The sequence below is a fragment of the Pseudomonas sp. LB3P93 genome (assembly GCF_054898025.1).
Genome location: NZ_CM142713.1, coordinates 6,487,959 through 6,512,146, shown reverse-complemented (window position 1 = coordinate 6,512,146; position 24,188 = coordinate 6,487,959). Strand labels below are relative to the sequence as shown.

21 protein-coding genes are annotated in these 24,188 nt (G+C 60.7%); 11 read left to right on the top strand and 10 right to left on the bottom strand.

Annotated features, from left to right (window positions below; translation table 11 throughout):
* Window positions 1–40: 40 nt before the first annotated feature.
* From ACYZT8_RS29800 to ACYZT8_RS29785, 4 genes are all read left to right on the top strand, one after another.
* The gene (locus ACYZT8_RS29800; RefSeq protein ID WP_461978049.1) at window positions 41–1,198 is read left to right on the top strand and encodes an acyltransferase family protein; all 1,158 of its coding nucleotides are present in this window, start codon (window positions 41–43) and stop codon (window positions 1,196–1,198) included.
* On the top strand, window positions 1,192–2,019 hold the full coding sequence (locus ACYZT8_RS29795; protein ID WP_461978047.1) for a class I SAM-dependent methyltransferase: 828 nt from the start codon (window positions 1,192–1,194) through the stop codon (window positions 2,017–2,019). Before ACYZT8_RS29800 ends, ACYZT8_RS29795 begins: the two co-directional genes overlap by 7 nt.
* A 169-nt stretch (window positions 2,020–2,188) precedes the next feature.
* Window positions 2,189–3,385, top strand: a complete 1,197-nt coding sequence (locus ACYZT8_RS29790; RefSeq protein ID WP_461978045.1) for a DUF3142 domain-containing protein — start codon at window positions 2,189–2,191, stop codon at window positions 3,383–3,385.
* Window positions 3,372–5,492, top strand: a complete 2,121-nt coding sequence (locus ACYZT8_RS29785) for a hypothetical protein (protein ID WP_461978043.1) — start codon at window positions 3,372–3,374, stop codon at window positions 5,490–5,492. Before ACYZT8_RS29790 ends, ACYZT8_RS29785 begins: the two co-directional genes overlap by 14 nt.
* Window positions 5,493–5,495: 3 nt before the next feature.
* Here ACYZT8_RS29785 and ACYZT8_RS29780 read toward each other — a convergent pair whose 3' ends face one another.
* Window positions 5,496–6,125 carry a LysE family translocator gene (locus ACYZT8_RS29780; RefSeq protein WP_461978041.1) on the bottom strand — a complete coding sequence of 210 codons (630 nt, stop codon included), beginning with the start codon at window positions 6,123–6,125 and terminating at the stop codon, window positions 5,496–5,498.
* 145 nt (window positions 6,126–6,270) lie between these two features.
* Between ACYZT8_RS29780 and ACYZT8_RS29775 the strand changes: the two genes are divergently transcribed.
* A complete protein-coding gene (locus ACYZT8_RS29775) occupies window positions 6,271–6,744 on the top strand; it encodes an Lrp/AsnC family transcriptional regulator (RefSeq protein ID WP_461978039.1) in 474 nt (157 codons plus the stop codon).
* Window positions 6,745–6,871: 127 nt separating this feature from the next.
* On the opposite strand, the gene lpdA is transcribed toward ACYZT8_RS29775, so the two are convergent.
* The gene (gene lpdA / locus ACYZT8_RS29770) at window positions 6,872–8,272 is read right to left on the bottom strand and encodes a dihydrolipoyl dehydrogenase (protein WP_461978037.1); all 1,401 of its coding nucleotides are present in this window, start codon (window positions 8,270–8,272) and stop codon (window positions 6,872–6,874) included.
* Between the two features lie 217 nt (window positions 8,273–8,489).
* Here lpdA and hflK (ACYZT8_RS29765) point away from each other — a divergent pair, with 217 nt between their 5' ends.
* From hflK (ACYZT8_RS29765) to cfaB, 5 genes are all read left to right on the top strand, one after another.
* Window positions 8,490–10,448 (top strand): protease modulator HflK, encoded by a 1,959-nt coding sequence (gene hflK, locus ACYZT8_RS29765; RefSeq protein WP_461982649.1) that lies wholly within the window; start codon window positions 8,490–8,492, stop codon window positions 10,446–10,448.
* Window positions 10,445–11,485, top strand: a complete 1,041-nt coding sequence (gene hflC / locus ACYZT8_RS29760) for a protease modulator HflC (RefSeq protein ID WP_461978035.1) — start codon at window positions 10,445–10,447, stop codon at window positions 11,483–11,485. Before hflK (ACYZT8_RS29765) ends, hflC begins: the two co-directional genes overlap by 4 nt.
* Window positions 11,482–12,540, top strand: a complete 1,059-nt coding sequence (hflK, locus tag ACYZT8_RS29755) for a protease modulator HflK (RefSeq protein ID WP_461978033.1) — start codon at window positions 11,482–11,484, stop codon at window positions 12,538–12,540. The genes hflC and hflK (ACYZT8_RS29755) overlap by 4 nt, the downstream gene beginning before the upstream one ends.
* The gene (locus tag ACYZT8_RS29750; protein ID WP_461978031.1) at window positions 12,537–14,447 is read left to right on the top strand and encodes a cation-translocating P-type ATPase; all 1,911 of its coding nucleotides are present in this window, start codon (window positions 12,537–12,539) and stop codon (window positions 14,445–14,447) included. The genes hflK (ACYZT8_RS29755) and ACYZT8_RS29750 overlap by 4 nt, the downstream gene beginning before the upstream one ends.
* 206 nt (window positions 14,448–14,653) lie before the next feature.
* Window positions 14,654–15,835, top strand: a complete 1,182-nt coding sequence (gene cfaB / locus ACYZT8_RS29745) for a C17 cyclopropane fatty acid synthase CfaB (RefSeq protein WP_461978029.1) — start codon at window positions 14,654–14,656, stop codon at window positions 15,833–15,835.
* Here cfaB and cls read toward each other — a convergent pair.
* Window positions 15,832–17,271 (bottom strand): cardiolipin synthase, encoded by a 1,440-nt coding sequence (gene cls, locus ACYZT8_RS29740; protein ID WP_461978028.1) that lies wholly within the window; start codon window positions 17,269–17,271, stop codon window positions 15,832–15,834. The two genes, cfaB and cls, sit on opposite strands and share 4 nt — an antisense overlap.
* A 131-nt stretch (window positions 17,272–17,402) precedes the next feature.
* Between cls and ACYZT8_RS29735 the strand changes: the two genes are divergently transcribed.
* Window positions 17,403–17,924, top strand: a complete 522-nt coding sequence (locus ACYZT8_RS29735; RefSeq protein ID WP_461978026.1) for a DUF3617 domain-containing protein — start codon at window positions 17,403–17,405, stop codon at window positions 17,922–17,924.
* A gap of 77 nt (window positions 17,925–18,001) precedes the next feature.
* Here ACYZT8_RS29735 and ACYZT8_RS29730 read toward each other — a convergent pair whose 3' ends face one another.
* Genes ACYZT8_RS29730 through folE2 form a run of 7 tightly spaced genes read right to left on the bottom strand, consistent with a single transcriptional unit; the run spans window position 18,002 to window position 24,150 of the window.
* Window positions 18,002–18,907, bottom strand: coding sequence for a His/Gly/Thr/Pro-type tRNA ligase C-terminal domain-containing protein (locus ACYZT8_RS29730; RefSeq protein ID WP_461978024.1), 906 nt, complete (start codon window positions 18,905–18,907; stop codon window positions 18,002–18,004).
* A gap of 31 nt (window positions 18,908–18,938) precedes the next feature.
* Window positions 18,939–20,276, bottom strand: a complete 1,338-nt coding sequence (locus ACYZT8_RS29725) for a dihydroorotase (RefSeq protein ID WP_461978022.1) — start codon at window positions 20,274–20,276, stop codon at window positions 18,939–18,941.
* Window positions 20,277–20,278: 2 nt separating this feature from the next.
* Window positions 20,279–20,839, bottom strand: a complete 561-nt coding sequence (locus ACYZT8_RS29720) for a gamma carbonic anhydrase family protein (RefSeq protein WP_077748526.1) — start codon at window positions 20,837–20,839, stop codon at window positions 20,279–20,281.
* Window positions 20,836–21,711, bottom strand: a complete 876-nt coding sequence (locus ACYZT8_RS29715) for a metal ABC transporter substrate-binding protein (RefSeq protein ID WP_461978020.1) — start codon at window positions 21,709–21,711, stop codon at window positions 20,836–20,838. The genes ACYZT8_RS29720 and ACYZT8_RS29715 overlap by 4 nt, the downstream gene beginning before the upstream one ends.
* Before the next feature lie 11 nt (window positions 21,712–21,722).
* Complete coding sequence (locus ACYZT8_RS29710; RefSeq protein ID WP_461978018.1) at window positions 21,723–22,589, bottom strand: metal ABC transporter permease; 867 nt, start codon at window positions 22,587–22,589, stop codon at window positions 21,723–21,725.
* Window positions 22,589–23,257, bottom strand: coding sequence for a metal ABC transporter ATP-binding protein (locus tag ACYZT8_RS29705; protein ID WP_461978015.1), 669 nt, complete (start codon window positions 23,255–23,257; stop codon window positions 22,589–22,591). Before ACYZT8_RS29705 ends, ACYZT8_RS29710 begins: the two co-directional genes overlap by 1 nt.
* Window positions 23,254–24,150 (bottom strand): GTP cyclohydrolase FolE2, encoded by an 897-nt coding sequence (gene folE2 / locus ACYZT8_RS29700; RefSeq protein WP_461978013.1) that lies wholly within the window; start codon window positions 24,148–24,150, stop codon window positions 23,254–23,256. The genes ACYZT8_RS29705 and folE2 overlap by 4 nt, the downstream gene beginning before the upstream one ends.
* Window positions 24,151–24,188: the final 38 nt, after the last annotated feature.

Below are 24,188 nucleotides of genomic sequence, written 5' to 3'. Positions count from 1 at the left end.
GGAATCGGGTGGATAAAGGAGCAGCGTCCAGGAGGACGACATGAGTAACGACCGACGGATCATGGACATCGAGTTGTTGCGCGGCATTGCGGTGCTCGGCGTGTTGTTCCATCACCTGCAAGACAGCCTGTTTGCTGCCCCGGTGCCACTGTTGCAAGCCATCACCGCGTGGGGTCAGCCGTGGTGGGGTGTGGATCTGTTTTTTGCGATCTCCGGATTCGTCATCGCGCGCAGCCTGATCCCGGCGTTGCAAGGTTGCAGCACGCGTCAGGAGTACTGGCAGCAGACGCGCAACTTCTGGCTGCGCCGAGCCTTTCGCTTGCTGCCGTCGGCGTGGTTGTGGCTGGCGCTGATGTTGCTGGGCTGCATCTTCCTGAATCGCTCCGGGGCGTTCGGGACGCTGCATGCCAACCTGCAAGCGACCCTGGCCGGGGTCGCCCAGTACGCTAACTTCCGCTTCGCCGACAGCTTCTATAACTACGAGTACGGCACCAGTTTCGTTTACTGGAGCCTGTCGCTGGAGGAGCAGTTCTACCTGCTGTTTCCGCTGTTGATTCTGATCTGTCGCAAGCACTTGGTCTGGGCCTTGCTGGCGCTGGTCGCAGTGCAGTTGTTCACGTGGCGCACGCCGATCCTGATGATGGTTCGCACCGATGCGCTGGCCCTCGGCATCCTGTTGGCGATGTGGAGTGTGCAACCCTCATATCTGCGCTGGGAGCCGACGTTTTTGCGCCGTCCATGGGCCGGTGTGACGGCGCTGATCGCGCTGTCGCTGGTGCTCAGTTTCATGGCGACGGATCGCTTCACCTTCACCAACTATCGCATCGGCGCGATTGCCGTGTTGAGCGCAGTGCTGGTGTGGATCGCTTCCTACAATCGCGATTACCTGATGCCACGGGGCGTGTTCAAGAACCTGATGACGTGGGTCGGCAGCCGCTCCTACGGGATCTACCTGATCCACATTCCGGCCTATTTGCTGGTGCGCGAATTCACCTTCCGTTTGCAGGCTGCCGGGCTGCCAAGTCCCGGCGGTCATCCCATCCTGACGCTGATGATTGCTGGCGGGCTGATCGCCTTGTTGAGCGAACTCAACTACCGCTTTATCGAAATGCCCATGCGTAACCGCGGTGCCTCGCTGGTCAAACGCCTGGGCACGTCCCGAACAGCCGCTCAAACCTCTGGAGCTACCTCATGCTGAGCCTTTTGAAGAAACTCACGGCGGGTACGCCCGCTCCCGCGCAGCCGGTTGCGGACAAGGTCGAGAAGGTCGATCCGTACATGCTCGGCCTGCACGACGCGATGCTCAGTGGCTGGTTCAATCAGCAAACCGGCGAGCTGTTCACCGGGTTCCCGGTCACTGCCGAGGACACGTTGCTGGACGTAGGCTGCGGTGACGGCGGCAACGTGCATTTCTGCGGGATGCGCGGGGCGAAGATCATCATCGCCGACATCGACGCGGCCAAGGTCGAAGCCACCCGCCAGCGCCTGAGCGACACGCCGGCGCGTGACGTCGAATGCCACGTCACCGACTGCAACCCGCTGCCGATTGCCGATGCAACGGCCACCCGCGTGGTGTCCACCGAAGTCATCGAACACGTGGACGATCCGGCGCAGTTCCTCGCTGAATTGGTTCGTGTCGGCAAACCGGGCGCGTTGTACTTGCTCAGCGTCCCGCACCCTAGTTCCGAAGACCTGCAGAAAGACATCGCGGCGCCCGAGTATTTCGAGAAGCCCAACCACATTCGCATCATCAGCGAAGAGCAGTTCAAGGCGATGGTCAGCGACGCTGGCCTGGAAGTACTCAGCCACAGCCAGTACGGGTTTTACTGGTCGATGTGGATGCTGTTGTTCTGGGAAGCCAAAGTCGACTTCAGCAATCCCGATCACCCGTTGCTCAACCACTGGGCCGACACGTGGCAGGCCATCCTGGCGTCGCCCCGTGGCGCGCAGATCAAGCAGGCGCTGGACGCGGTCGTGGCGAAAAGTCAGGTGATCATCGCCCGCAAGCCATTGGTGTAGGCACTCTCTGTAGCAGCTGCCGAGCCTGCGAGGCTGCGTTCGGCTGCGAAGCAGTCGTAAAATCAGGCGACGCGGTTTTTCAGGCAAACCGTGCACTCAGGATTTACGACTGCTGCGCAGCCGAACGCAGCCTCGCAGGCTCGACAGCTGCTACAGAGAAAGGGGATTCATGTATTTTTTTGTTCGACTGGCGACGTTGCTTGCCGCGTTGGTGCTGCTCAGCGGTTGTGAGCAAAAGGACGCGCCACCGCTCGATCAGCAGCTCTACGTCTGGCAACGGCAATGGACGTCGGCGCATGACGCCGCACTGCGGGACAGTCGCGCTGACTTCTCGACTTTGCGGGTGCTGGCCTTGCAGGCGTTCCCTCAAGCAGGCTGGAGCCGGGCGCGGATCGATCCGGCGCTGCTCAAACATGATGGCCGGCCGCTGATTGCGGTGATTCGGCTTGATGGCCAGCTCAAGGCGCTGGATCAGGACGACGTCACGGCGCACATCCAGCAAGTGCTCAGCGATTGGCAAGGGCAGGGGCTGACGTTCTCCGGCGTGGAAATCGACCACGACGCGGGCAGCGCTCGGCTACCGGCTTATCGGGAATTTCTGATGCACCTGCGCGGTACGCTGCCGGCCTCGTTGCCGTTAAGCATCACCGCATTGCCGGCCTGGCTCGACAGCCCTGAGTTGCCGGCACTCTTGGCGACTGTCGACAGCAGCGTATTGCAGGTGCATGCGGTCAGCGATCCGCGTCGTGGTTTGTTTGATCCGGACCAAGCCAGGCAATGGGCCAAGGCCTGGAGCCGCATCACCTCGAAACCCTTTTACTTGGCGCTGCCCGCCTATGGCGTGGCCCTGTTGCCGGGCGCCAGTGATGCGCCCGTCGTTGAAAGCGAAGTGCCGGTCGAGCGCACCGGTCAACGTCGGGAATTGCTGGCGGACCCCTTGCAGCTGAGCACGCTCGCCGCCGAACTTCGCGCCGACCCACCTGCGCATCTGGCCGGCCTGATCTGGTTTCGCCTGCCGCTGGCGGGTGATCGTCGGGCCTGGAGCCTGAACACGCTGAGTGCCGTCGCTCGCGGAGATTCGCTCGACAGTCGTTTGAGTTTGAAACTCATCGCCCAAGACGACCTCTATGACATCAGCGTCAGCAATCAAGGCAACCTCGACAGCGCCTGGCCCGAACGCGTAACGCTGGCGGTCCGGGGCTGCGATGGCGCCGATGCACTGGCCGGTTATGCGTTGCAACAAAGCCCGGATCTGCTTACCTTCACCCGCTTGCGCGACGGCCGGATCCCGGCCGGCGAGCAGCGCGCCATCGGTTGGGCACGCTGCGCACACATTGATCAAGGAGGTTCGAATGTTCACCCGTAACTGGCCCCGCCATTTGCTTTGCCTGAGCCTCAGCCTGCCGCTGGGTTCGGCGCTGGCCTGCGGGCCGGACTTCCCGATGCGCTTGCTGGACAATCGGGCCCAATCGCTGGCGGAGCTGCCGGAAGGCAACTTCCAGTTCGAGATCAATCGCCTCGGGCATGTGATCGCAGGGCTCAAGAACGTTGAGGCGTCCCCTTACAGCATGGAGGCGACCGATTACGCAGAGCAGCGGGACAAGGCCGAGCAGGCCGGTTTGACGGTGGAGCAGCAAGCGCTGGTCAAACAACTGCGCACGCTGACCGGCGCCCATCAAGTCGACACCGAGGGCGCGAGCCTGCCGGCCGAGCTCCGGTTATATCTGGCGGGTGCGGTGGCATTCAGCGCCGGTGATCACGGACTGGCCGCCGGGTATTTCCAGAAAGTGTTGGCGCTGCCGGCGGATCAACGCGCGTTGCGCAGCACCTGGGCGGCTTACTCGTTGGGCCGAACGCTGTTTGCCATGAGCGCCGAAGCAGACGCAGCGCCCGACCTGTTGGCGCAGTCGCGAAAGGCCTTCGAGCAGACCCGTCAGCTGAGCATCGACGGCTTCAGCGACCCGCTGGAACTGGGTGTCGCCAGCCTCGGCGAAGAAGCCCGCGTGGCACGCACCGCTGGCGACTGGAACAACGCCATCAACCTGTACGCCACGCAAAATCGCCACGGCTCGGCGGTGGGTTACACCTCGCTGAAGCTGTTGATGGCGGATCTGCTGGCGATGCCTGAGGATCAGTTGGTCGAGTTGCTCAAGGGCAAACCCGTGCAACAACTGGTGACGGCATCGCTGATCAGTCGCTTGGGCTGGTCATTCGGTGATCAACCGCCGAACGAACTGAAGCTGATCAAACTGCTGCAAAGCAGCACGCGCGGCAGTCTGGACAACGCTGACCGCTTGGCGGCGATGAATTATCAACAGGGCGATTACACCAGCGCCAAAGCGTTCCTTGAACACGCCGGGGACGGTGGTCTGGCGTGGTGGCTGCGGGCGAAACTGGCGCTGCGTGATGGCGATAAAAGCGCAGCGACTGCGGCGTATGCCAAGGCTGCCCAGGCCTTCCCGCAGAACGAGTCATGGGGCGAGCGGCGCACGCCCGACTACGATTTCGAAAGCCTCCAGCCCAAGTGCCGGGTCGAGGGTGAGAGCGCGATTCTGGCGCTGCAACGCGGCGATTACCTGCAAGCGTTCGATCAGCTTTATCGCAGCCAAAGCATTTATTGGTTCGATGCCGCGACCGTTGCCGAGCGGGTGCTGACCGTCGATGAACTCAAGCATTACGTCGACACCCAGGTGCCGGCGCCGCCAGCGCTGAGCCAGCAGGATCGCGACAACTATGTGCCGTTGCCGGTGGCGGCGCAGCTGCGCAATCTGCTCGGGCGTCGGTTGCTGCGCGAAGAGCGTTACGACGAAGCGCTGGCGTATTTCGACAATCCCGATCTACAGAAAAAGGCCCGGCTGTATGCGCAACAGCGGCAGCTCGCTGATGCTGCTTGGTGGCCGACCAAGCGCGCCGCCGCGCTGTTCAATGCCGCCTGGACGGCGCGTGAGTGGGGCATGGATATTCTCGGTTATGAAATGGCCCCGGACTACGCCACGTTTGGCGGCAATTACAGCCTGGAGACAGCTGAACTCAAGGTCGGTCCCTTGGTGGCCGAAGGTGAAGTCCAGCGCCAGCAAGCCAGCGCCGCAAAGCCCGACGAGCGCTACCACTATCGATTCGTCGCCACGGCCTTGGCCAATCGCGCCGCCGATAACCTGCCTCACACCAGCCAGGCCTTTGCGGCGGTGCTGTGTTCGGCGGCGGGGTGGAACAGCAGCCTTGAAGACCAAAGTGCGCTTTACCAGCGTTACGTCAAAGAGGGGCCCTACGTGGATTGGGCGGTGGATTTCGGCCACCAGTGCCCGTATCCCGACTTCGAGAATGCCAGCAAACGTTATGTAACCCAGGTGACTGACGCCACCCGTTCGGTGCTGCGGCCGTACAAGTGGCCGTTACAGATCGGAGGCGTCATCGCGGTGACGGCAGCAGCGCTGTTATTGATCAACCGGCGCCGCCGTCGTAAGGCGCAGTAAGGTTCAGGCCTGTTGAACAAAGGTCAGCCGCACGGCGAAGCCGATCAACAGGCTACCGAACAACCACTGTTGCAGGCGCTGGGCCGAGGGACTGCGTTGCAGCCAGCGGCCCAGTGCGGCGCCGGTCAATGCGTAGGCGCTGTCGAAGAGCAAACCGACGCCGACCAGCAGCACGCCCAATACCGCAAATTGCGCGAGCACCGGTCCGGCGTGAGGGTTGATGAACTGCGGCAGCAACACCGAGCAGAACAGCAATGCCTTGGGGTTGAGCAGGTTGGTCAGCAGCCCGCGCTGGATCGCGTCCTGCCAGCGAGGTTTTTCGAGGGCGGCGTCGCTGCCATTCAGGTTCGGCAACATCGTGGTTCGCAGGCACTGAATGCCGATCCACAGCAGGTACGCGGCCCCCGCCAGGCGCACCACGTCAAAAGTCCACGGCGCAGCCTTGAACAGCGCCGCCAGCCCCAACGCGGCCAACGCCACATGACAACCACGCGCAATGCCCAGACCTACCGCCGTTGCCAATGCCGCGCCTTTACCCTGACGGGCGCCGGTCTGCAGCAGCAGAATCATGTCCGGGCCGGGCAACAGATACACCACCGCCAGCGCCATGAAAAACAGCCAGAGTCCTTCCACGTTGCACCCCATTCGTTGTCGATTCGGTAGCGCCAGTCTAGGACCGAAGGGTGGGGCAGGTGCTTGCGTAGTCAGCTTCTAACGGATCGATAATTGGCATAATCTGCCACTTCGTGACGATCAAACTATCAGGATCTGCCAAACCATGAAACTGGACGCCTACGACCGCAAGATCCTCGCAGCCCTGCAACGGGACGGTCGCCTGAGTAACGTGCAACTGGCCGATGAGATCGGTTTGTCCGCTTCGCCGTGTTTGCGCCGGGTGCGAATGCTGGAAGAGGCCGGGGTGATTCGCGGCTATCAGGCCAATCTTGATCGGGATGAAGTGGGGCTTGGGCTGACGGTGTTTGTCGGGGTCAAGGTGGAGCGCCACAATGATGAACAGGCCGAAGCGTTTCGCCAGGCCGTGACGGCACTGCCCGAGGTGATTTCGGCGTTTCTGGTGTCAGGGGAATCGGATTTTCTGCTGCAAGTGGTGGTGCCGGATTTGCGCGGGTATGACCGCTTTCTCACGGAGCGGCTGCTGAAATTGCCGGGCGTGAGCGACATCCGCAGCAACTTTGCAATTCACACGGTGAAGACGCCTGGGGCGTTGCCTTTAGGACATTTGCCGATTTAGACCGAGTCGGTCCCAATCGCGAGCAAGCTCGCTCCCACAGGGGACTTGTGGCGTTCACAAAACCAATGTGGGAGCGAGCTTGCTCGCGATGGCGGCCTGACTGACGACATCAATCCATCAGGATGACTTACATCTGCGTCGCCATCCCCTCCACATTCATCGCCGCCTGACGCAACGCCTCGGACCGCGTCGGATGCGGGTGGCATGTCAGCGCAATGTCTTCCGCCGAAGCGCTGAACTCCATCGCCACGCAATACTCGCCAATCATTTCACTGACACTCGGCCCCACAAGGTGCACGCCGAGAATCTCGTCGGTGCGTTCATCGGCCAGCACTTTGGCGAAGCCTTCGGTCTCGTGGTTGATCTTCGCCCGGCTGTTGGCGGTGAATGGAAACTTGCCGACTTTGTACGCGCGACCTTCAGCCTTGAGTTGCTCTTCGGTCTTGCCGACGCTGGCCAGCTCGGGCTTGGTGTAAATGACGTTGGGGATCAGGTCGTAGTTGACCTCGCCCGCCTTGCCGACGATCTGCTCGATGCAGGCCATGGCTTCATCTTCGGCCTTGTGGGCGAGCATCGGCCCGGAGGTGACGTCGCCGATCACCCATACGCCAGCCGCTTCAGTGCGGTGGCCCTTGTTGGCGAGCATGCCGCGTTTGTCGGTGCTAAGGCCGACGTTTTCCAGACCCAGCCCCTCGGTGTAAGGCCGGCGTCCGATGGATACCAGCACGTAATCGGCTTCGAGCATCTCGGCGGTGCCGCCCGCCGCCGGCTCCACGCTGAGCTGAACGCCGTTCGCCGAGGTGGTGGCGCTTGTCACTTTCGAGCTCAACTTGAAGCTGATGCCCTGTTTACTCAACGAGCGCTGCAGGGTTTTGCCGGCTTCACCGTCCACACCGGGGCAGATCCGGTCGAGAAATTCGACCACCGTCACTTGAGCGCCCAGTCGCCGCCAAACCGAGCCCAGTTCCAGTCCGATTACGCCGGCACCGATCACCACCAGGTGCTTCGGCACTTCGGCCAGTGACAGCGCGCCGGTGGAGTCGAGGATGCGCTTGTTGTCGATCTCGACGCCGGGCAGGGGAGTGGGCTCGGAGCCAGTGGCGATAATGATGTCCTTGGCGCTCAGTTCAGTCTTGCTGCCCTGGCTGTCGGTCACCGTCACTTTGCCCGGCCCGTCGATGTGGCCCCAGCCTTTAATCCAGTCGACTTTGTTTTTGCGAAACAGAAATTCGATGCCCTTGGTCAGCCCGGTCACGCTTTCATCTTTCTGCTTCATCATCTGGGCGAGGTTGAGGGTGGGTTTGACCTCGATCCCCAGGTTGGCGAATTCTGAGCCCATGGCCGCGTCGTAGAGTTCCGAGGCATGCAGAAGCGCCTTGGAGGGCATGCAACCGACGTTAAGGCAGGTCCCGCCGAGCGTCGCCCGACCTTCCACGCACGCCGCTTTCAAGCCCAGCTGACCTGCGCGGATCGCTGCGTTGTAACCGCCGGGGCCGCCGCCCAGAATCACGACGTCATAAGTGCTCATGGATGTACTCCTGGACTGAAAGGGAAATGGGCTGGATAACCGTAGCCGCTGATGAAAATTACGGGCGTAATATGTGCGTTTCTGGCTGTTTCGGTCAAGGCTTCAGCAAGGCGACAGGTTGGGCGTCTTCAGATAGAGCGAATTAGTACAAAAATTTCACCACTTTCGTTATATCGTAACGAATTGCGATGTGGCCAATGATAAGCACTGGGGTGGTATGCAAGTCGATCTCGAAGTCGATGGAACACAGGTAGCAGGGCTGCCGCGCTTTCAGCAGGCGGTCTTTCAAGGGCGGCGATTGCGTCAGCTCGCCATCGGCCTGGGCGCCTTGGCGGCGGTCGGTCTGTTATTGGCGTTTTTTGTCGGGCTGTTTGCACCGCTGTCGCTGTGGGCACCATTGCTGGTCAGTCAGAGTGCCGGTTTGCTGGTGCTGATTGCCGGTCTGCAATCGGCGTGGTGGGTGACGCAGTGGCGCGCACAAGCGATGAGCCCGACGCAGCCGGTGGTGGTAACGGAAGACACCGTTGCTCCTGAAGGCTGGTATGAGCGGCTGCTGGAGCGACTCAGTCAGCGTTGGGTGCGCATGCTTGGGCAGATCGGCGCGCCGACCCTCTGGCTCGCCGGTTGGACGCTGTTGACGCTCTTCAGCATCAGCCAGTTCTGGAACCTCACGTTACCGCCCACTGCGTTGGGCTTATCGGCAAGCGTCGGCGCCGCGTTGTCGTTATTGCTGGCCTTCGGTTTGCTGGTGTTTGAGCGTCAGCTCGCCCAGGAAAACGTCGCTCAATGGCCAGAGGCTGGGCAGTTGGCGCAGATGAGCCGGGTCGCGATCATTTGCCTGGTGTTAAGCGCGTTGTGTTTGTTGTTCAGCAACGAAACTTCGGTGTGGCCGGTACGCCTCGCCGTGTTGATCGGCTTGCTGCCAGGGCTGGTCGCGGTCGAGCTGATGCTGCGCGCCGTGCTGTCGCTGTTCAGCCCTCGCCGTGAACAACTTGAACCGACATTGCTGGCACGCAGCTTCGTCGCCGACATGCTGCGCTGGCCGCCACAACCGTTGCTGGCATTGCAGCATGAACTGCATAACCGCTTCGGCATCGACTTGCGGCAGATCTGGGCCTTCACCTACATGCGCCGGGCGTTTTTACCGGTGATGGCGGTGGTGGCGATCGTCGGGTGGTCGCTCACCGGCATTCACGAAATACCGCTGCAAGGGCGGGGTATTTACGAGCGTTTCGGCAAACCGGTGGAAGTGTTCGGCCCAGGGTTACACGCCGGTTTACCGTGGCCTTTGGGCCGGGTGCTGAGCGTTGAAAACGGCGTGGTTCACGAGTTGGCAACGAGCGTTGGCGAAACATCGGCGCCGGTCGTCCTGGAGCCTGCGGAAGGCCCGGCACCGGCGATTGCCAATCGCCTGTGGGACGCCAGCCATGTCAACGATAAATCCCAGGTCATCGCCAGCAGCCGTGCCGACAAGCAGAGTTTTCAGATCGTCAACATGGACGTGCGTTTTGTCTACCGCATCGGCCTGACTGATCAAGCGGCGTTGGCCGCGACGTACAACAGCGCCGATGTACCGACGCTGATTCGCAGCACCGCCAGCCGGATTCTGGTTCACGACTTTGCTTCGCGGACCCTCGATGGTTTGCTCGGCGAGGACAGGGTAGGGCTGGCCGAAGAGATCGGCCACGCCGTGCAGGCTGATTTGCACAAACTCGACAGCGGCGTTGAGATTCTCGCCACGGTGGTTGAGGCGATTCACCCGCCGGCCGGTGCGGCCAATGCTTATCACGGTGTTCAGGCGGCGCAGATTGGTGCCCAGGCATTGATCTCCCGCGAGCGCGGTGCGGCAGCGGAGGCGACCAATCAGGCGCAGTTGCAGGCCAGCATCGCTCGCGATCAAGCGACTGCCAGTGCGCATGAAATCAATTCCACCGCTCAGGCGGCGGATCTGAAATTTACCGCCGAACAAAAAGCCTATGCCAGTGCCGGCCAGGCGTTCGTGCTGGAACAGTATTTCAGCCAACTGACCCAAGGCCTGGCCAACGCCAAACTGCTGGTCCTCGATCATCGACTGGGCGGCAGCAACAATGCGCCGACCATCGACCTACGTACTTTCACGCTGCCGGCCGATCCTGCGTCGCCGCGCAATAGCGCTCAGCCAGGAGCTGCCAATTGAGCCAGTCGCATACTCACGATCACGATGACCACGCTGGCCACGATCACGGCCATGGCGGACATCACCACGGTCATCACCACCATCACCACGGTGATCCACAAGAAGCCGGGCCATTCCCGTGGCGGCGCATGGGCTGGGCGGCGTTGCTGGTGGCATTCGCCATCGCGGCAGCGAGTCTGGTGCAAGTGCGCTCGGGGGAGGCCACGGTGATCACTCGCTTCGGCAATCCGTCGCGGGTGTTGCTGGAGCCGGGCCTTGGCTGGCGTTGGCCGGCACCGTTTGAAGCGGCCATTCCTGTCGATTTGCGGCTGCGCACCACCTCCAGCGGTTTGCAGGATGTGGGTACGCGGGACGGTTTGCGCATCATTGTTCAGGCGTACGTGGCGTGGCAGGTGCAGGGCGATCCGGACAACGTGCAGCGCTTTATGCGAGCGGTGCAGAATCAGCCGGACGAAGCGGCGCGGCAGATTCGTACGTTTGTGGGCTCTGCACTGGAAACCACCGCGAGCAGCTTCGATCTGGCAAACCTGGTGAACACCGACGCCAATAAGGTTCACATCGCAGATTTCGAGGCGCAGCTGCGTCAGCAGATCGATCAGCAGTTGCTGACCACGTATGGCGTTCGGGTGCTGCAAGTGGGCATCGAGCGTCTGACCCTGCCGTCGGTGACACTCACCGCCACCGTCGATCGCATGCGCGCCGAGCGTGAAACAATCGCGACCGAGCGCACCGCCATCGGCAAACGAGAAGCTGCGCAAATTCGTTCTGCCGCCGAGCGTGATGCGCGCATCGTGCAAGCCGATGCGACGGTGAAAGCCGCTGATATCGAAGCTCAATCCCGCGTCGAGGCCGCGCAGATTTATGGTCGCGCCTACGCCGGTTCGCCGCAGCTTTATAACTTGCTGCGCTCCCTCGATACCTTGGGCACGATCGTCACCCCGGGCACCAAGCTGATATTGCGCACCGATGCCGCGCCTTTCCGGGTGTTGGTTGACGGTCCGCCGACCCTCGATAACAAGCCCGGGTCACAGCCATGAATTTAGTTCCACGTGGAACACATGAGTTAAGTAGCCCCTGGATTCAGGCTGGCCGATTGGCTTTTCTGGCGCTGTATGCGGTGACAGTTCTCGCCGCGTTGGCCTGGGCATTCTCCAATGTGCGGCAGATTGATCCACAGAATCGCGCGGTGGTTTTGCACTTCGGCGCACTGGATCGCATTCAGAATGCCGGGTTGCTGCTGGCTTGGCCGCGTCCTTTTGAACAAGTGATTTTGTTGCCGGCAGCCGACCGGGTGATCGAGCGTCGGGTGGAGAATCTGCTTCGCAGCGACGCCGCATCGCAGGCAGATCGGTTGGCCTCTTTCGCGACACCGTTGAGCGATGCGCTTGCGGGCTCGGGCTATTTGCTGACCGGTGATGCAGGCGTGGTGCAGTTGGATGTGCGGGTTTTTTACAAGGTCACCGAGCCTTACGCCTTCGTGCTTCAAGGTGAACATGTGCTGCCAGCACTTGATCGGTTGGTCACTCGCAGCGCTGTTGCCCTGACTGCTGCGCGAGACCTGGACACCATTCTGGTTGCGCGCCCCGAACTCATCGGCACCGACAATCAGGCGGCCGAACGCCGCGAACGACTGCGCGGCGATTTGGTGCAGGGCATCAATCAGCGCCTGGCAGAGCTGACCGCGACGGGGCAGGGACTGGGTATCGAAGTGTCGCGAGTCGACGTGCAATCGAGCCTGCCCGGCCCAGCGGTGAATGCGTTCAATGCGGTGCTGACCGCCAGCCAACAAGCGGACAAAGCCGTCGCCAATGCGCGTACCGAGGCCGAGAAACTGACCCAGGCTGCGAATGAGCAAGGCGACCGAACGCTGCAAGTCGCTCACGCCCAGGCAAGTGAACGGCTGGCCAAAGCCTCGGCCGATACGGCCACGGTGTTGAGTCTGGCCAAGGCGCAACAACAGGGCACCGACCCGCAAATATTGCTGCGCATTTACCGCGAACGGATGCCGAAGATTCTCGGCCAGGCCGGCTCGGTGACGACGGTCAACCCGAAAGACGATTCCCGCCTGATCATTCAGGGAGCAGCACAATGACCGCCCAAACCACCGCCGCACCGAGCATGTTGTCCTCGGCCGAACAACGCAGCGCTGCGCGCCAATTGACCCTGGCCATGCTCGCACTGGGCTTGCTCAGTCTCGGGTTGATCTGGCGTTGGCTGTCGCCGGAGCAGACCGGCGTCAGTCAATTGCTGTTGGGTTTTGCTTCGTTACTGGTGGCCGTGCCGGTGATGCGTTCGGCATGGTACAGCCTGCGTTATCCGAGCCTGCACGGGATCACCGATCAGCTGATCGCCCTCGCCATGCTCGGCGCCTGGGCCACGGGAGACCTGCTGACCGCCGCGCTGCTGCCGATCATCATGATCTTCGGCCACGTATTGGAAGAGCGCAGTGTGATCGGTTCCCAGGAAGCGATTCGTGCCCTCGGCAAACTGACCCGCAGTCACGCGCGCAAGGTTCAGGCTGACGGAGCCATCGTCGAAGTCGACAACGGCACACTCAAGCCCGGCGACATTGTGGAAGTGCGCGCGGGTGATCGAGTGCCGGCCGATGGTCGAGTGTTGTCCGGTCAGGCGAGCCTCGACACGGCATTGATTACCGGTGAGTCGGTGCCTATCGAGGCGGGCGTCGGCATGCAGGTCTTTGGCGGGGCAATAAACCTCGACGGTCTGCTGCGCATCGAAGTGACGCGCACTGGCAACGAATCGACCCTCGGTAAAGTCATCGCCCTGATGCAAAGCGCCGAGCGTTCGAAGCCGCCGATCACGCGTTTACTCGAACGTTACGCCGGCAGTTACATGGTGCTGGTGTTGCTGTTGGCCGCGGTGACCTGGTTTGTCACCAACGATGCTCAGGCAATGCTCGCGGTGTTGGTGGCGGCGTGTCCTTGCGCGTTGGTGTTATCGGCTCCGGCCACGGCGATTGCCGGCGTGGCGGTGGCGGCGCGGCACGGGATTCTGATCCGCAGTTCGGCGTTTCTTGAAGAGCTGGCGGACCTGACTTCGCTGGTGGTCGACAAGACCGGGACCCTGACGTTTGGCACCTTGCGGTTGCAGTCCATCGACAGCCCGCTGGAGGACCGCAGCCACGTGCTGAAACTCGCCGCCAGTCTCGGCTCGGCCAGCAGTCATCCGGTCAGCCGTGCGCTCGCCGGGTTGGTCACGCAGGAACATTTTCTGCTGCTCTCGGACATTCGTGAGCGCCAGGGCCTGGGCGTGGTGGCGATGACGGAGCAGGGCGAGGCAGCGCTCGGTCGTCCGGAGTTGTTCGCGCAACTGGGCATCGCCACTTCGGTCGTTCCCGAACACGATGGCCCGATTGCCGGGCTTGCACTCAACGGTGAATTCCTTGCCTGGCTGCTGCTGGCTGACAGCGTCAAACCTGAGGCGCGTTTTGCCTTGAGCGAATTACGTGAATTGGGTTTGGGTCGCCAGTTGTTGCTCACCGGCGATCGGCACAGCGTGGCGCACACGCTGGCGCGCGATGTCGGCATCAGCGATGTTGAAGCGCAGGCCTTGCCTGAGGACAAACTCAATCGCGTGCTAACAGAAATCGGCAACGGCTTCCGGCCGATGGTGGTGGGGGATGGCATCAACGATTCGCTGGCACTCAAGGCGGGCGTCGTGGGTGTGGCCATGGGCGCGGGTGGCGCGGACATCGCACTGGCGTCGGCGGACATTGTGTTGATCGGCAGCGACCTGCGTCGTCTTGGAACCTGTGTACGGTTGAGTCGCCAATGCCGGCAGACCTTGCAGGTCAACGTGATCATCGGCCTGGGCTGGACCCTCGCGATTGTTGCCTTCGCCGCATTCGGCTGGCTCGGCGCTGCGGGGGCAATGATTGCGGCGTTGCTGCATAACCTCAGTACGTTGCTGGTGCTCGGAAACGCGGGGCGTCTGCTGCGTTTTCAGGAGCCTTTATTGAAAATCAAAGACGAGGCTTGAAAGGCTCTAAACCAAGGAGATGAAGGCAACACTAACTTTTTAGAACTGCACTTCAAGTTCGTAGTCATCTAGGGTAAGGACCATCGCCCCCGACGGCTGGTTACGGCGCCGCGAGTTATACAAAAACGCTATTAAATCGATAGCCAGCTATTTTTCAAGGATGGTCTACCCTCAAATCAGACGTCTGAAACAAGGGGTGATTCTCTATGCTCGCGCAACTTCCACCGGCCTTACAGAATCTGCAGTTACCGTTACGCCTGCGACTCTGGGACGGCCATGAATTCAATCTGGGGCCGACGCCCAGCGTCACGATTGTGGTCAAGGACCCACAAATGGTTTCCCAGTTCACCCATCCAAGCTTGGACGCGCTTGGCGCGGCGTTCGTCGAAGGTAAACTTGAGCTCGAAGGTTCCATCAGCGACGTGATACGTATCTGTGATGAGTGGAGCCAGAAATTGCTCGGTGACCAAGACAGTCAGCCAGTGCGCACCGCCCATGACAAGGAAACCGACGCGAAGGCGATTTCCTACCACTACGACCTTTCCAATGCGTTTTATCAGCTGTGGCTCGACAGTGACATGGCGTATTCCTGCGCGTATTTCGAGACCGGCAGCGAAACGCTGGAGCAAGCCCAACAAGCCAAATTCCGTCACTTGTGTCGCAAGCTGCGGCTGCAACCAGGTGAATACCTGCTGGATGTCGGTTGCGGTTGGGGCGGGCTGGCGCGCTTTGCGGCGCGTGAGTTCGGCGCGAAAGTATTCGGAATTACCCTGAGTAAAGCGCAACTGGATTTGGCCCGCGAAAGGGTGAGCGCCGAAGGTCTGGACGATCTGGTCGAGTTGCAACTGCTCGACTACCGCGATCTGCCTCAGGACGGGCGCTTCGACAAAGTGGTCAGCGTCGGCATGTTCGAACACGTTGGCCACGCCAATCTGGCCGAGTACTGCAAAACGTTGTTCGGCGCGGTGAAAGAGGGCGGCCTGGTGATGAACCACGGCATTACCGCCAAGCACACTGATGGCCGTCCAGTGGGACGCGGTGTCGGAGATTTCATCGAGAAGTATGTGTTCCCCAACGGCGAGTTGCCGCACTTGTCGATGATCTCCGCCGAGATCAGCGAAGCGGGGCTGGAGATCGTCGACGTCGAGAGTTTGCGCATGCACTACGCGCGTACCCTCGATCATTGGAGCGAACGCCTGGAGGACAATCTGGAAGCGGCTTCCAGACTGGTTCCGGAACAGGCGCTGCGAATCTGGCGGTTGTACCTGGCCGGATGCGCTTATGCGTTCGCCAGAGGCTGGATCAATCTGCACCAGATCCTCGCGGTAAAAACCCACGTCGATGGCAGCCATGAACTGCCATGGACGCGAGACGACATCTACCTTTAGAGAATCGGTGAAATAAGCCGGGCGATCCGCATGCCGACCTGTTGCAGGCGGCGGGTCTCCCGGCTTTCTTCTTTGGCGATCTCGTGGGCCTGGGCGAAGTCCTCGTTGAGCATCTCTTCCACCTCGGCGGCAAACGTGCTGTCGACGGTTAGCAACATGACTTCGAAATTGAGCCGGAACGAGCGGTTATCCATATTGGCGCTGCCGATGGCGCTGATTTCGCTGTCGATCAACACCACCTTCTGATGCAGGAACCCCGGCTGGTAGCGGAACACTCGCACGCCTGCGCGCACCGCTTCGAACGCATAGAGGCTCGAGGCGGCGTAGACGATTCGGTGGTCCGGTCGTGAAGGAAGCAGCAACCGCACATCCACGCCGCGCAGAACCGCCAGTCTCAACGCTGCGAACACGGCTTCGTCGGGGATGAAGTAGGGGCTGGTGATCCATACCCGTTCTGTCGCCGCATGGATGGATTCGACGAAGAACAACGAACAGGTTTCGTAGGAATCGGCCGGGCCGCTGGCGAGTAATTGGCAGAGCACACCGTCGTCCGGATACTCGTCCGGCAGGATCAGCGGTGGCAATGATCGCGCGGCCCAGAACCAGTCTTCGGCAAACGATTCCTGCATGCAGGCGACCACCGGCCCGCGCACACGGACGTGGGTGTCGCGCCAGGGCGCCAACGGTGGTTTCTCGCCCATGTATTCGTCGCCGACGTTATGCCCGCCGACGAAGCCCAGAATACCGTCGACCACGACGATCTTGCGGTGATTGCGGAAGTTGACCTGGAAGCGGTTGAGCCAGCCGCTGCGGGTGGCGAAGGCTTTCACCTCGACGCCGGCATCGCGCAACGGTTGCACGTAACTGTGGGGCAGGGAATGGCTGCCGATGCGGTCGTACAGCAAGTAAACCGCCACGCCTTCGGCGGCTTTCTTCAGCAGCAGGCTTTGCAGGCGTTGGCCGAGGCGGTCATCGTGGATGATGAAGAATTGAATCAGCACCGCTTCCTTCGCGTTGTCGATGGCTTCGAAAATCGCGTCGAAGGTGGCTTGGCCGTTGATCAGCAAGCGTACTTCATTGTTTGCCAGGCACGGCATGCGCCCCAGTTTCGGCATCGCCCTCAGGGACGCGTAAGCGTTGGAGGCGCGTGCGGTTAACGCTTCTTCCACCCAAGGGCGCCAGTTGAGCTCGGAGATTGCCTTGCGCATCTCTTCGTTGGCCTGGCGCCGCGCCTTGATGTAACCATCGAAAGTGCTGCGGCCGAAGACCAGGTATGGAATGAGCGTGAGGTAAGGCATGAAGATCAACGAGAGGGCCCAGGCGATAGATCCCTGCGCGGTCCTGACGGTAAGAACGGCGTGGATGGCTGCGATCAGGCCCAGCGTATGTAGCAGTGCGATCGTGTAGCCGAAAATGTGCGGTCCAAAGTAATCCATGGGGCAGCCTTGCTCCTGAAGATTCAATGCTTAACAGACCATGTTCCGTGCAGAATGTCGCTATTTAATTGGCCCATGAACTGAAGCCAATGGCTGACGTCTAACGGCCACTACTGATCAGGAGTTACTCGATGAACGTTCGTCTGCTGGGTTTGGCCGTGGCTTTTGGTTTAGCACTTCCTGTGGCCGCTCAGGCACAGATGCTGCAGCCGGGTTTGTGGGAATTGACCACCAGCAACATGAAGGTCGATGACCAGAACCTCCCGGACTTGCAGTTGATCCTCGGTCAGTTGCAGGGCCAGATGACCCCGCAACAGCGCGCGCAGCTGGAGAAGCAGGGCATCACCATGGGCGGAAAGGGGATTCGGGCATGTCTGACGCCGGAGCAAGTGAAGTCAGACAATATTCCGCTGACGGATCCGCAATCGGGCTGCAAACAGGAGATCACTGAGCGCAGCGGTAATCAGTGGAAATTCCGTTTCAGCTGTCCGAAAGCGCAGGGTGCGGGTGTCGCCACCTTCCTCAGTGATCGTGAGTTCACCACCAAGGTCAACGGCACGTTCAATGCTACCGGCCTTCAGCAGAAGGGTAGCCTTGATACCCGCGCCGTTTGGTTGGGGCAGGATTGCGGGACTGTTAAGCCACGGGCCTAAAAACTTCGCTAGCAGGCTAGCTCCCACAGGGATGGTGTTTATCCTGTGGGAGCTAGCCTGCTAGCGATGGCGTCGCTTCAGACACCCGAAATGCCAGTCGACCTAAGCCAGTCACACACCGCCTCAACCGCCATCCGACCGAAATCTTCCCCCGTTCGGCTCCGCACACTGACAAACCCACCCGCTTTTTCTTTCTCCCCGATCACCACCAGATACGGCACTTGCTGACTGTGCTCGCGGATCTTGTGGCGGACTTTCTCGTTGCGCAGATCCGCGCGTGCGCGCACGCCACTTCGGCGCAACGCCTCGGTTACCGACTGTGCGTAATCCGCCTGACGATCGTCCATGCTGACGATGATCACGTGCGGCGGCGCCCGCCAGTCTTCCAGTTCCTGTTGGCAGGACCAGCACGTGCCATTGATCCGCTGTGGCGCGGTGCCGCTGATGTGATCGAGCGCGAACGCCTGCAACACTCGGGTTGCGGGAACATGCGGGCCTGCTGTCACACACTCGAAGCCCCCAAGGACGTAGGGCAATGACTTCTCCGGGGGCGTCGATGCGGATACCGGTTTGCGGCGCCGGATCGAATGATTGGTTGCCGCCAGGGTCTTCATGCGCGCTTCGATGCCAGCAAGGTCGATCAGGTTTAAAAGACGCTCAAACGCGAACTCATAAAAGAAGCCGTCACCCAGTGCCGATCCGGTCTGCAATTGCGCTTTTGGATAGAGTTGTTTAATAGCCACCGCCAGCATCAATGCGCAGGAGCGCCGCAAGATCTCCAGACCATCGGGCTCCTGAGGGGTGACAATGCTGACTCGGGCGTCGGCCTCGATCATGAATTCACAGTCCACCAAAACGCCGTCCACCCGACCGGCCACGGCCGCTTTGGCCAGCCCGGCGCCGATGCTCGCGGCGAACTCATACACCGACAACGGTTGGTCGTATTCACGCAATGAACCATCGCTCAGGGTGATGTGAATCATGTCGGTGCTCTCGAGTGCATATAAACGCGCGTTAGCGCATGAACCGTAGGGGTAAACCTTGGCAGTTGTCATTAAGACGTTTGGCGTGCCAGGCAATTTGCCCCGATACGATCGTGGTGCTGACGCTGTGGCGAAAAAGCTGTCGGGCAAAAGGCGTCCAGCCGCATTGCGACAGGACCGGCTCCCTGGATACGGCAACGCCGCCGGGCTCGGGTTTGATAAGAACAAGGTCAGCCCAGTAACCCTCACGCAGATAACCGCGGTCGGGAATAGCAAACAGATCAGCCACGCGGTGACTGGTCTTGGCCACGAGGGTAGTTATCGGCAGCACTTCATCAATCACCAGTTCCAGCAGCGCGGGCAGTGCGTGTTGCACCAATGGCAAACCGGAAGGTGCCTGTTGGTAGGGCCGTTGTTTTTCCGCCCAGGTGTGCGGCGCGTGATCGCTGCCGATAACGTCCAGGCGATTACTCAGCAACGCATGACGCAAAGCGTCACGATCAGCCTGGCTCTTGATCGCCGGATTGCACTTGATCAAGTTTCCGAGGATCGGGTAGTCGCGATCATCGAACAGCAAATGATGCAGGCAGACTTCAGCAGTAATGCGTTTCTGGGCCAGCGGTTTGTCTTCGAACAGCGCCAGTTCCCGCGCAGTGGTCAAATGCAAAACATGCAGTCGGGTGCCGTGTCGCTTGGCCAGGTCCACGGCCATTGATGAGGAGCGAAAGCACGCTTCGGCGTTGCGAATCTGCGGGTGCACGGCGGCGGGAATGTGTTCCCCAAAACGCTCAAGCCCCTTCGCGGTATTAGCTTCGATGCTCGGCGTGTGTTCGCAATGGGCCAGCAGAAGGGTCGGCACCTCGGCGAACAGTCGTTCAAGTGTCTGCGGATCGTCCACCAGCATGTTGCCGGTCGAGGCGCCCATGAATACTTTCACGCCGGCCACTTCGCAGGGATTGAGCGCCGCGACGGTGTCGAGGTTGTCGTTGCTCACGCCGAAGTGAAAGCCGTAGTTGGCGACAGAGTTGATCGCCGCTCGACGCTTTTTGTCAGCGAGTGCCGCGAGGGTCAGGGTTGCCGGATTTGTATTGGGCATGTCCATGAAACTGGTGATGCCGCCGGCCACGGCTGCCCGCGACTCGGTGTAAAAGCTGCCCTTATCCGGCGCCCCGGGATCTCGGAAATGCACTTGGTCGTCGATCATGCCGGGCACTAACCACTGCCCTTGTGCATCGATTTCGACGTCGGCATTTTCTCCGTGGATGCTGCTGGCTATCTTCACGATCCGGCCGTTGCTCACCAGCAGATCGCCATCGAATTCCTGACCTTCATTCACTAGTCTGGCATTGCGAATCAGCACGCTGCTCATGGTCAAAACTCGTTCTGCAGGGCTTTGTAGCCGCGCACCAGATCGACATTGGTGCGCGCCACGTCCTCGGAAAACTCCGAGGCACTGACGCTCACCGGTGGGAACTGCGAGAGGTCGGTGTTGGGGCCGATGCGGGTGGTGGAGGGCACGTAGAAGTCCTCGGGCAAATCACGACCGTCGACCACCGAGTTGTGCCGCACCACGCAGCCATCGCCGACCGCGCAGTTGAACAGCACGCTGTTGAAACCGATGAACACCCGGTCGCCAACCGTGCATGGGCCATGAACGATGGAGCGGTGAGCGATCGAACTGAATTCGCCAATGGTCACCGCCGCGCCGGACTTGGAGTGGATCACCACGCCATCCTGGATGTTCGAATTGGCGCCGATGGTGATCGGCTCCATCTCGCCTGATGCGTCCACTTCGTCGGCCCGAATGACTGCGTAGGGACCGACGAATACGTTTTCGCCGATCACCACTTTGCCGCAGATGATTGCGGTTTTATCCACGTACGCGGACTCGGCAATCAGTGGCAAATCACCTGATGGATTCTTGCGGATCATGGCTTGCTCAACGCGTCGTAGAGGGTGTTCAGGTTGTATTCGAACAGTCCGGCAAAGGTACTCGCCGGACCGGTCGCGGCGAGCGCATCGGAGTACAACGTGCCACCGATGTGCGCGCCGCTTTCGTCGGCAATCTGCTTGAGCAGACGCGCATCCTTGATGTTTTCCATGAACACCGCTTTGACCTTGGCCTGGCGAATCTGGGTAATCAACGCAGCGACTTCTGCGGCTGAAGGTTCGCGTTCAGTGGACAGTCCTTGCGGTGCCATGAAGTCGATGCCGTAGGCCTGGCCCAGATAACCGAACGCATCATGAGAGGTGACGATCTTGCGGTTGCCCGGTGGCAGCGAACCGAGCTTGGCCTTGGCTTCGGCGAGCAGGGCGTAGATCTGTTTCAGGTAGGCCTGACTGTTGCGTTCGTAGTCGGCTTTGTTCGCTGGGTCAGCGGCGATCAACGCCTTGGTGATGTTGCTGATGTACAGCTCGGTGTTGGCCAGGTTGTGCCAGGCGTGAGGGTCGGGTACGGTCTCGCCGTCTTCATCCAGGGAGCGGGGGATGACTCCGTGGCTCGCGCTGATGACAGGGGCTTTGGTCTCGGTGCTGGTCACCAGACGGTCCAGCCAGGGTTCGAAACCCAAACCGTTTTTGATGATGAGTCTGGCCTTGAGCAAGGCTTTGGCATCGTCCGGGGTTGGCTCGTACGTGTGGGCATCGGCGTCGGGACCGACCATGTTGGTGATCTGGATATGGTCGCCGCCGACCTGATGGGTCATGTCGGCGAGGATGCTGAAACTGGTGACCACCTGAAGTTTTTCCGCAGCGGACAGCGACATCGACAGCATCAAACTGAACAGCACGAGTAAAGCGCGCATCGGAAAGTACCTCATTGGGATGTGAGCAAAGGCGGGCGGCGCAGCAAGCCGTGCACCGGACCGAACACCACGGACAGCACATACAAACCACCCGCCACCAACACGATCGCCGGGCCGCTGGGCAGTGAGTAGTAGAACGACAGCAACAAACCGAGCCACACCGAGAGGCAGCCGAGCAGGGCGGCGATCGCGATCAACGTCGGCAAACGGCGACTCCAGAAGCGCGACGCGGCGGCGGGCAACATCATCAGGCCAACCACCATCAACGCACCGATAGCCTGGAAGCCGATCACCAGGTTCAGCACCACCAAGGTCAGAAATACGCCGTGTGCCAATGGACCGAGGCGGCTGACGGTTTGCAGAAAGAGCGGGTCGAGGGTGTCCAGCAATAACGGTTTGTAGATGAGCGCCATGGCGATCAGGCTGAAACCGGAGACCCACAGCATGCCCGATAGCGTCGGCCCATCGACTGCCAGTGCCGAACCGAACAACAGGTGAAGCAGGTCGAGACGTTTGCCGGCGATGCCGAGGATCAGCACGCCGCTGGCGAGGGAAATCGGGTAGATCGCGGCGAGGCTCGCGTCTTCGCGCAACCCCGTCCGGCGGGTGATCCAGGCCGCGAGTCCGGCCATGCTCAGGCCTGCGCCGAGGCCGCCGAGGGTCAGTGCCGGCAGACTTAAACCGGCGAACCAGAAACCAAGCGCAGCGCCAGGCAGGATGCCGTGAGCCACCGCGTCGCCGATCAGGCTCATGCGCCGAAGGATCAGAAACACGCCCAGCGGAGCCGTGCTGCAAGCCAGGACCAATCCGCCAATGAGTGCCCGGCGCATGAACACGAACTCGTGGAAGGGTTGCCAAAGATGAGCGGCTGCGAGCATCAAGCCACCTGCGTTTGCGGTTGTTGGTGGATCAGTTCGGTACTGGGTCCGAGGACGCAGCCGCTGCTTTTGATCAGCAAGCTTTGAGGAATGTGTTGGCGGACCGCGGCCAGGTCGTGACACACGACCACCAGGGTTCGACCATCTGCGTGCCAGGCATGGAGGTGTTTCCACAGTAGTGCCTGACCGAGTTCATCGAGCGCAGCGTGGGGTTCGTCGAGCAACAGCAACGGCGCTTCGGCGAGACTCAGGCGGGCGAGCAGGGCGCGCTGCAATTCGCCGCCAGAAAGAGCCATCAATGGGCGCTGTTCCAGACCCGTGAGGCACCAGTTTTCCAGCACGGCTTTGAGGCGTTGGCTGCGTACCTCAGGGGATAGTTTGCTGCCCCAGAAACCAGCGGCTACCAATTCCTGGAGGCTGATGGGGAATTGCCGGTCCAGGTGTTGTTGCTGGGGGAGAAACGAAACCGAACCCGTGCGTGGAACATCGAGGATGATTTTTCCAGTCAGTGGTTTTTGTAGCCCTGCGATGACTTTCAGCAGGCTGCTTTTACCCGAGCCATTGGCCCCGATTACGGCAGTCAGACTGCCTTTGGGTAATGCGAAATCCAAGGGCGGTGTGAGCGGTTGCCCAGGCGCGCCCCAGCGCAAAGCGTGGCAACGGATCATGCGGCCACCCAATTCCATCGGCTTTCGGCGACGGCATCGTGGGCATGGAGGCTTTCGGCGTGGACGACGCGTATGTGGAAGGCGTTGATACCGGGGGAGCGTTTCAGGGCCAGATTCAAGCGGCGGGCGGCGTCCTCGCAGAACATCAAATTTTGACCATTGGCCAGAGCGAAGGCTTGCTCATCGGCGCGCTTTACCGCGGTTTGCACGGCGGTCCCCAGTGCGGCTTCGGCGTCATTGATGAACGCAATCAGCGGCAGGTCATCCAGATAATCGTCAAGTCGCAGCTGTAAAAGTGCGTTGCTTCGTTGGCTGTGAGGTGTCGCAACGATGCCTTTTGGAGAGCCTAGCCACGCCAATACATCGGCGTGTTGCAGTGACTTGTTGGCGAAGTCGTCGACGAATTGTTGCTGAATCAACTGCCGGGAAAGCGCTGCTGAACAGGGGCAGGTTGAGGAATAAGGAATGTCGATTTTTAGTTCCACGTGGAACATCGCGTTTTTCAAACGCGCTTCGATGCTCACTGGATAGGTTTTCCAGCCCGCCAATGGGCTGATCAGCGCCGGCCTTTTGAGCAGTAGATCAGCACTGATTTTTAAATAAGCGCTGCGGGACAGTCCTTCATGACTGTCGAGAAAACTTTGCAAGACTCGCCGCAGCAGGGCAGGTGTCAGGTTTTCCCGCTCCAGCATTTCCAGCACCAAATACAGCCGGGACATGTGAATGCCGCGAGCCTCTCCATCATCGAGGCTCACGCCTGCGTCAGCCTTTGCGCTCAACCGTTGACCATCGAATAAAACAGGAAGAGCAATGCCGCACATGCCCACCCATTCGAGTGGCAGGGCTTGGCGTGAAGCCTGCGCGGCGATATCCGGCAGAGTCAGCGCATTCATGAGCAGGTCCATCGTGGGAGTTGGTATCGCATGTTATG

Bases quoted from the DNA above. Each gene is read 5' to 3' on its own strand.
- ACYZT8_RS29800 (WP_461978049.1), top strand. From the start codon at position 41: ATGAGTAACGACCGACGGATCATGGACATCGAGTTGTTGCGCGGCATT.
- ACYZT8_RS29795 (WP_461978047.1), top strand. From the start codon at position 1,192: ATGCTGAGCCTTTTGAAGAAACTCACGGCGGGTACGCCCGCTCCCGCG.
- ACYZT8_RS29790 (WP_461978045.1), top strand. From the start codon at position 2,189: ATGTATTTTTTTGTTCGACTGGCGACGTTGCTTGCCGCGTTGGTGCTG.
- ACYZT8_RS29785 (WP_461978043.1), top strand. From the start codon at position 3,372: ATGTTCACCCGTAACTGGCCCCGCCATTTGCTTTGCCTGAGCCTCAGC.
- ACYZT8_RS29775 (WP_461978039.1), top strand. From the start codon at position 6,271: ATGAAACTGGACGCCTACGACCGCAAGATCCTCGCAGCCCTGCAACGG.
- lpdA (WP_461978037.1), bottom strand. From the start codon at position 8,272: ATGAGCACTTATGACGTCGTGATTCTGGGCGGCGGCCCCGGCGGTTAC.
- hflK (WP_461982649.1), top strand. From the start codon at position 8,490: ATGCAAGTCGATCTCGAAGTCGATGGAACACAGGTAGCAGGGCTGCCG.
- hflK (WP_461978033.1), top strand. From the start codon at position 11,482: ATGAATTTAGTTCCACGTGGAACACATGAGTTAAGTAGCCCCTGGATT.
- ACYZT8_RS29750 (WP_461978031.1), top strand. From the start codon at position 12,537: ATGACCGCCCAAACCACCGCCGCACCGAGCATGTTGTCCTCGGCCGAA.
- cfaB (WP_461978029.1), top strand. From the start codon at position 14,654: ATGCTCGCGCAACTTCCACCGGCCTTACAGAATCTGCAGTTACCGTTA.
- cls (WP_461978028.1), bottom strand. From the start codon at position 17,271: ATGGATTACTTTGGACCGCACATTTTCGGCTACACGATCGCACTGCTA.
- ACYZT8_RS29735 (WP_461978026.1), top strand. From the start codon at position 17,403: ATGAACGTTCGTCTGCTGGGTTTGGCCGTGGCTTTTGGTTTAGCACTT.
- ACYZT8_RS29730 (WP_461978024.1), bottom strand. From the start codon at position 18,907: ATGATTCACATCACCCTGAGCGATGGTTCATTGCGTGAATACGACCAA.
- ACYZT8_RS29725 (WP_461978022.1), bottom strand. From the start codon at position 20,276: ATGAGCAGCGTGCTGATTCGCAATGCCAGACTAGTGAATGAAGGTCAG.
- ACYZT8_RS29720 (WP_077748526.1), bottom strand. From the start codon at position 20,839: ATGATCCGCAAGAATCCATCAGGTGATTTGCCACTGATTGCCGAGTCC.
- ACYZT8_RS29715 (WP_461978020.1), bottom strand. From the start codon at position 21,711: ATGCGCGCTTTACTCGTGCTGTTCAGTTTGATGCTGTCGATGTCGCTG.
- ACYZT8_RS29710 (WP_461978018.1), bottom strand. From the start codon at position 22,589: ATGCTCGCAGCCGCTCATCTTTGGCAACCCTTCCACGAGTTCGTGTTC.
- ACYZT8_RS29705 (WP_461978015.1), bottom strand. From the start codon at position 23,257: ATGATCCGTTGCCACGCTTTGCGCTGGGGCGCGCCTGGGCAACCGCTC.
- folE2 (WP_461978013.1), bottom strand. From the start codon at position 24,150: ATGAATGCGCTGACTCTGCCGGATATCGCCGCGCAGGCTTCACGCCAA.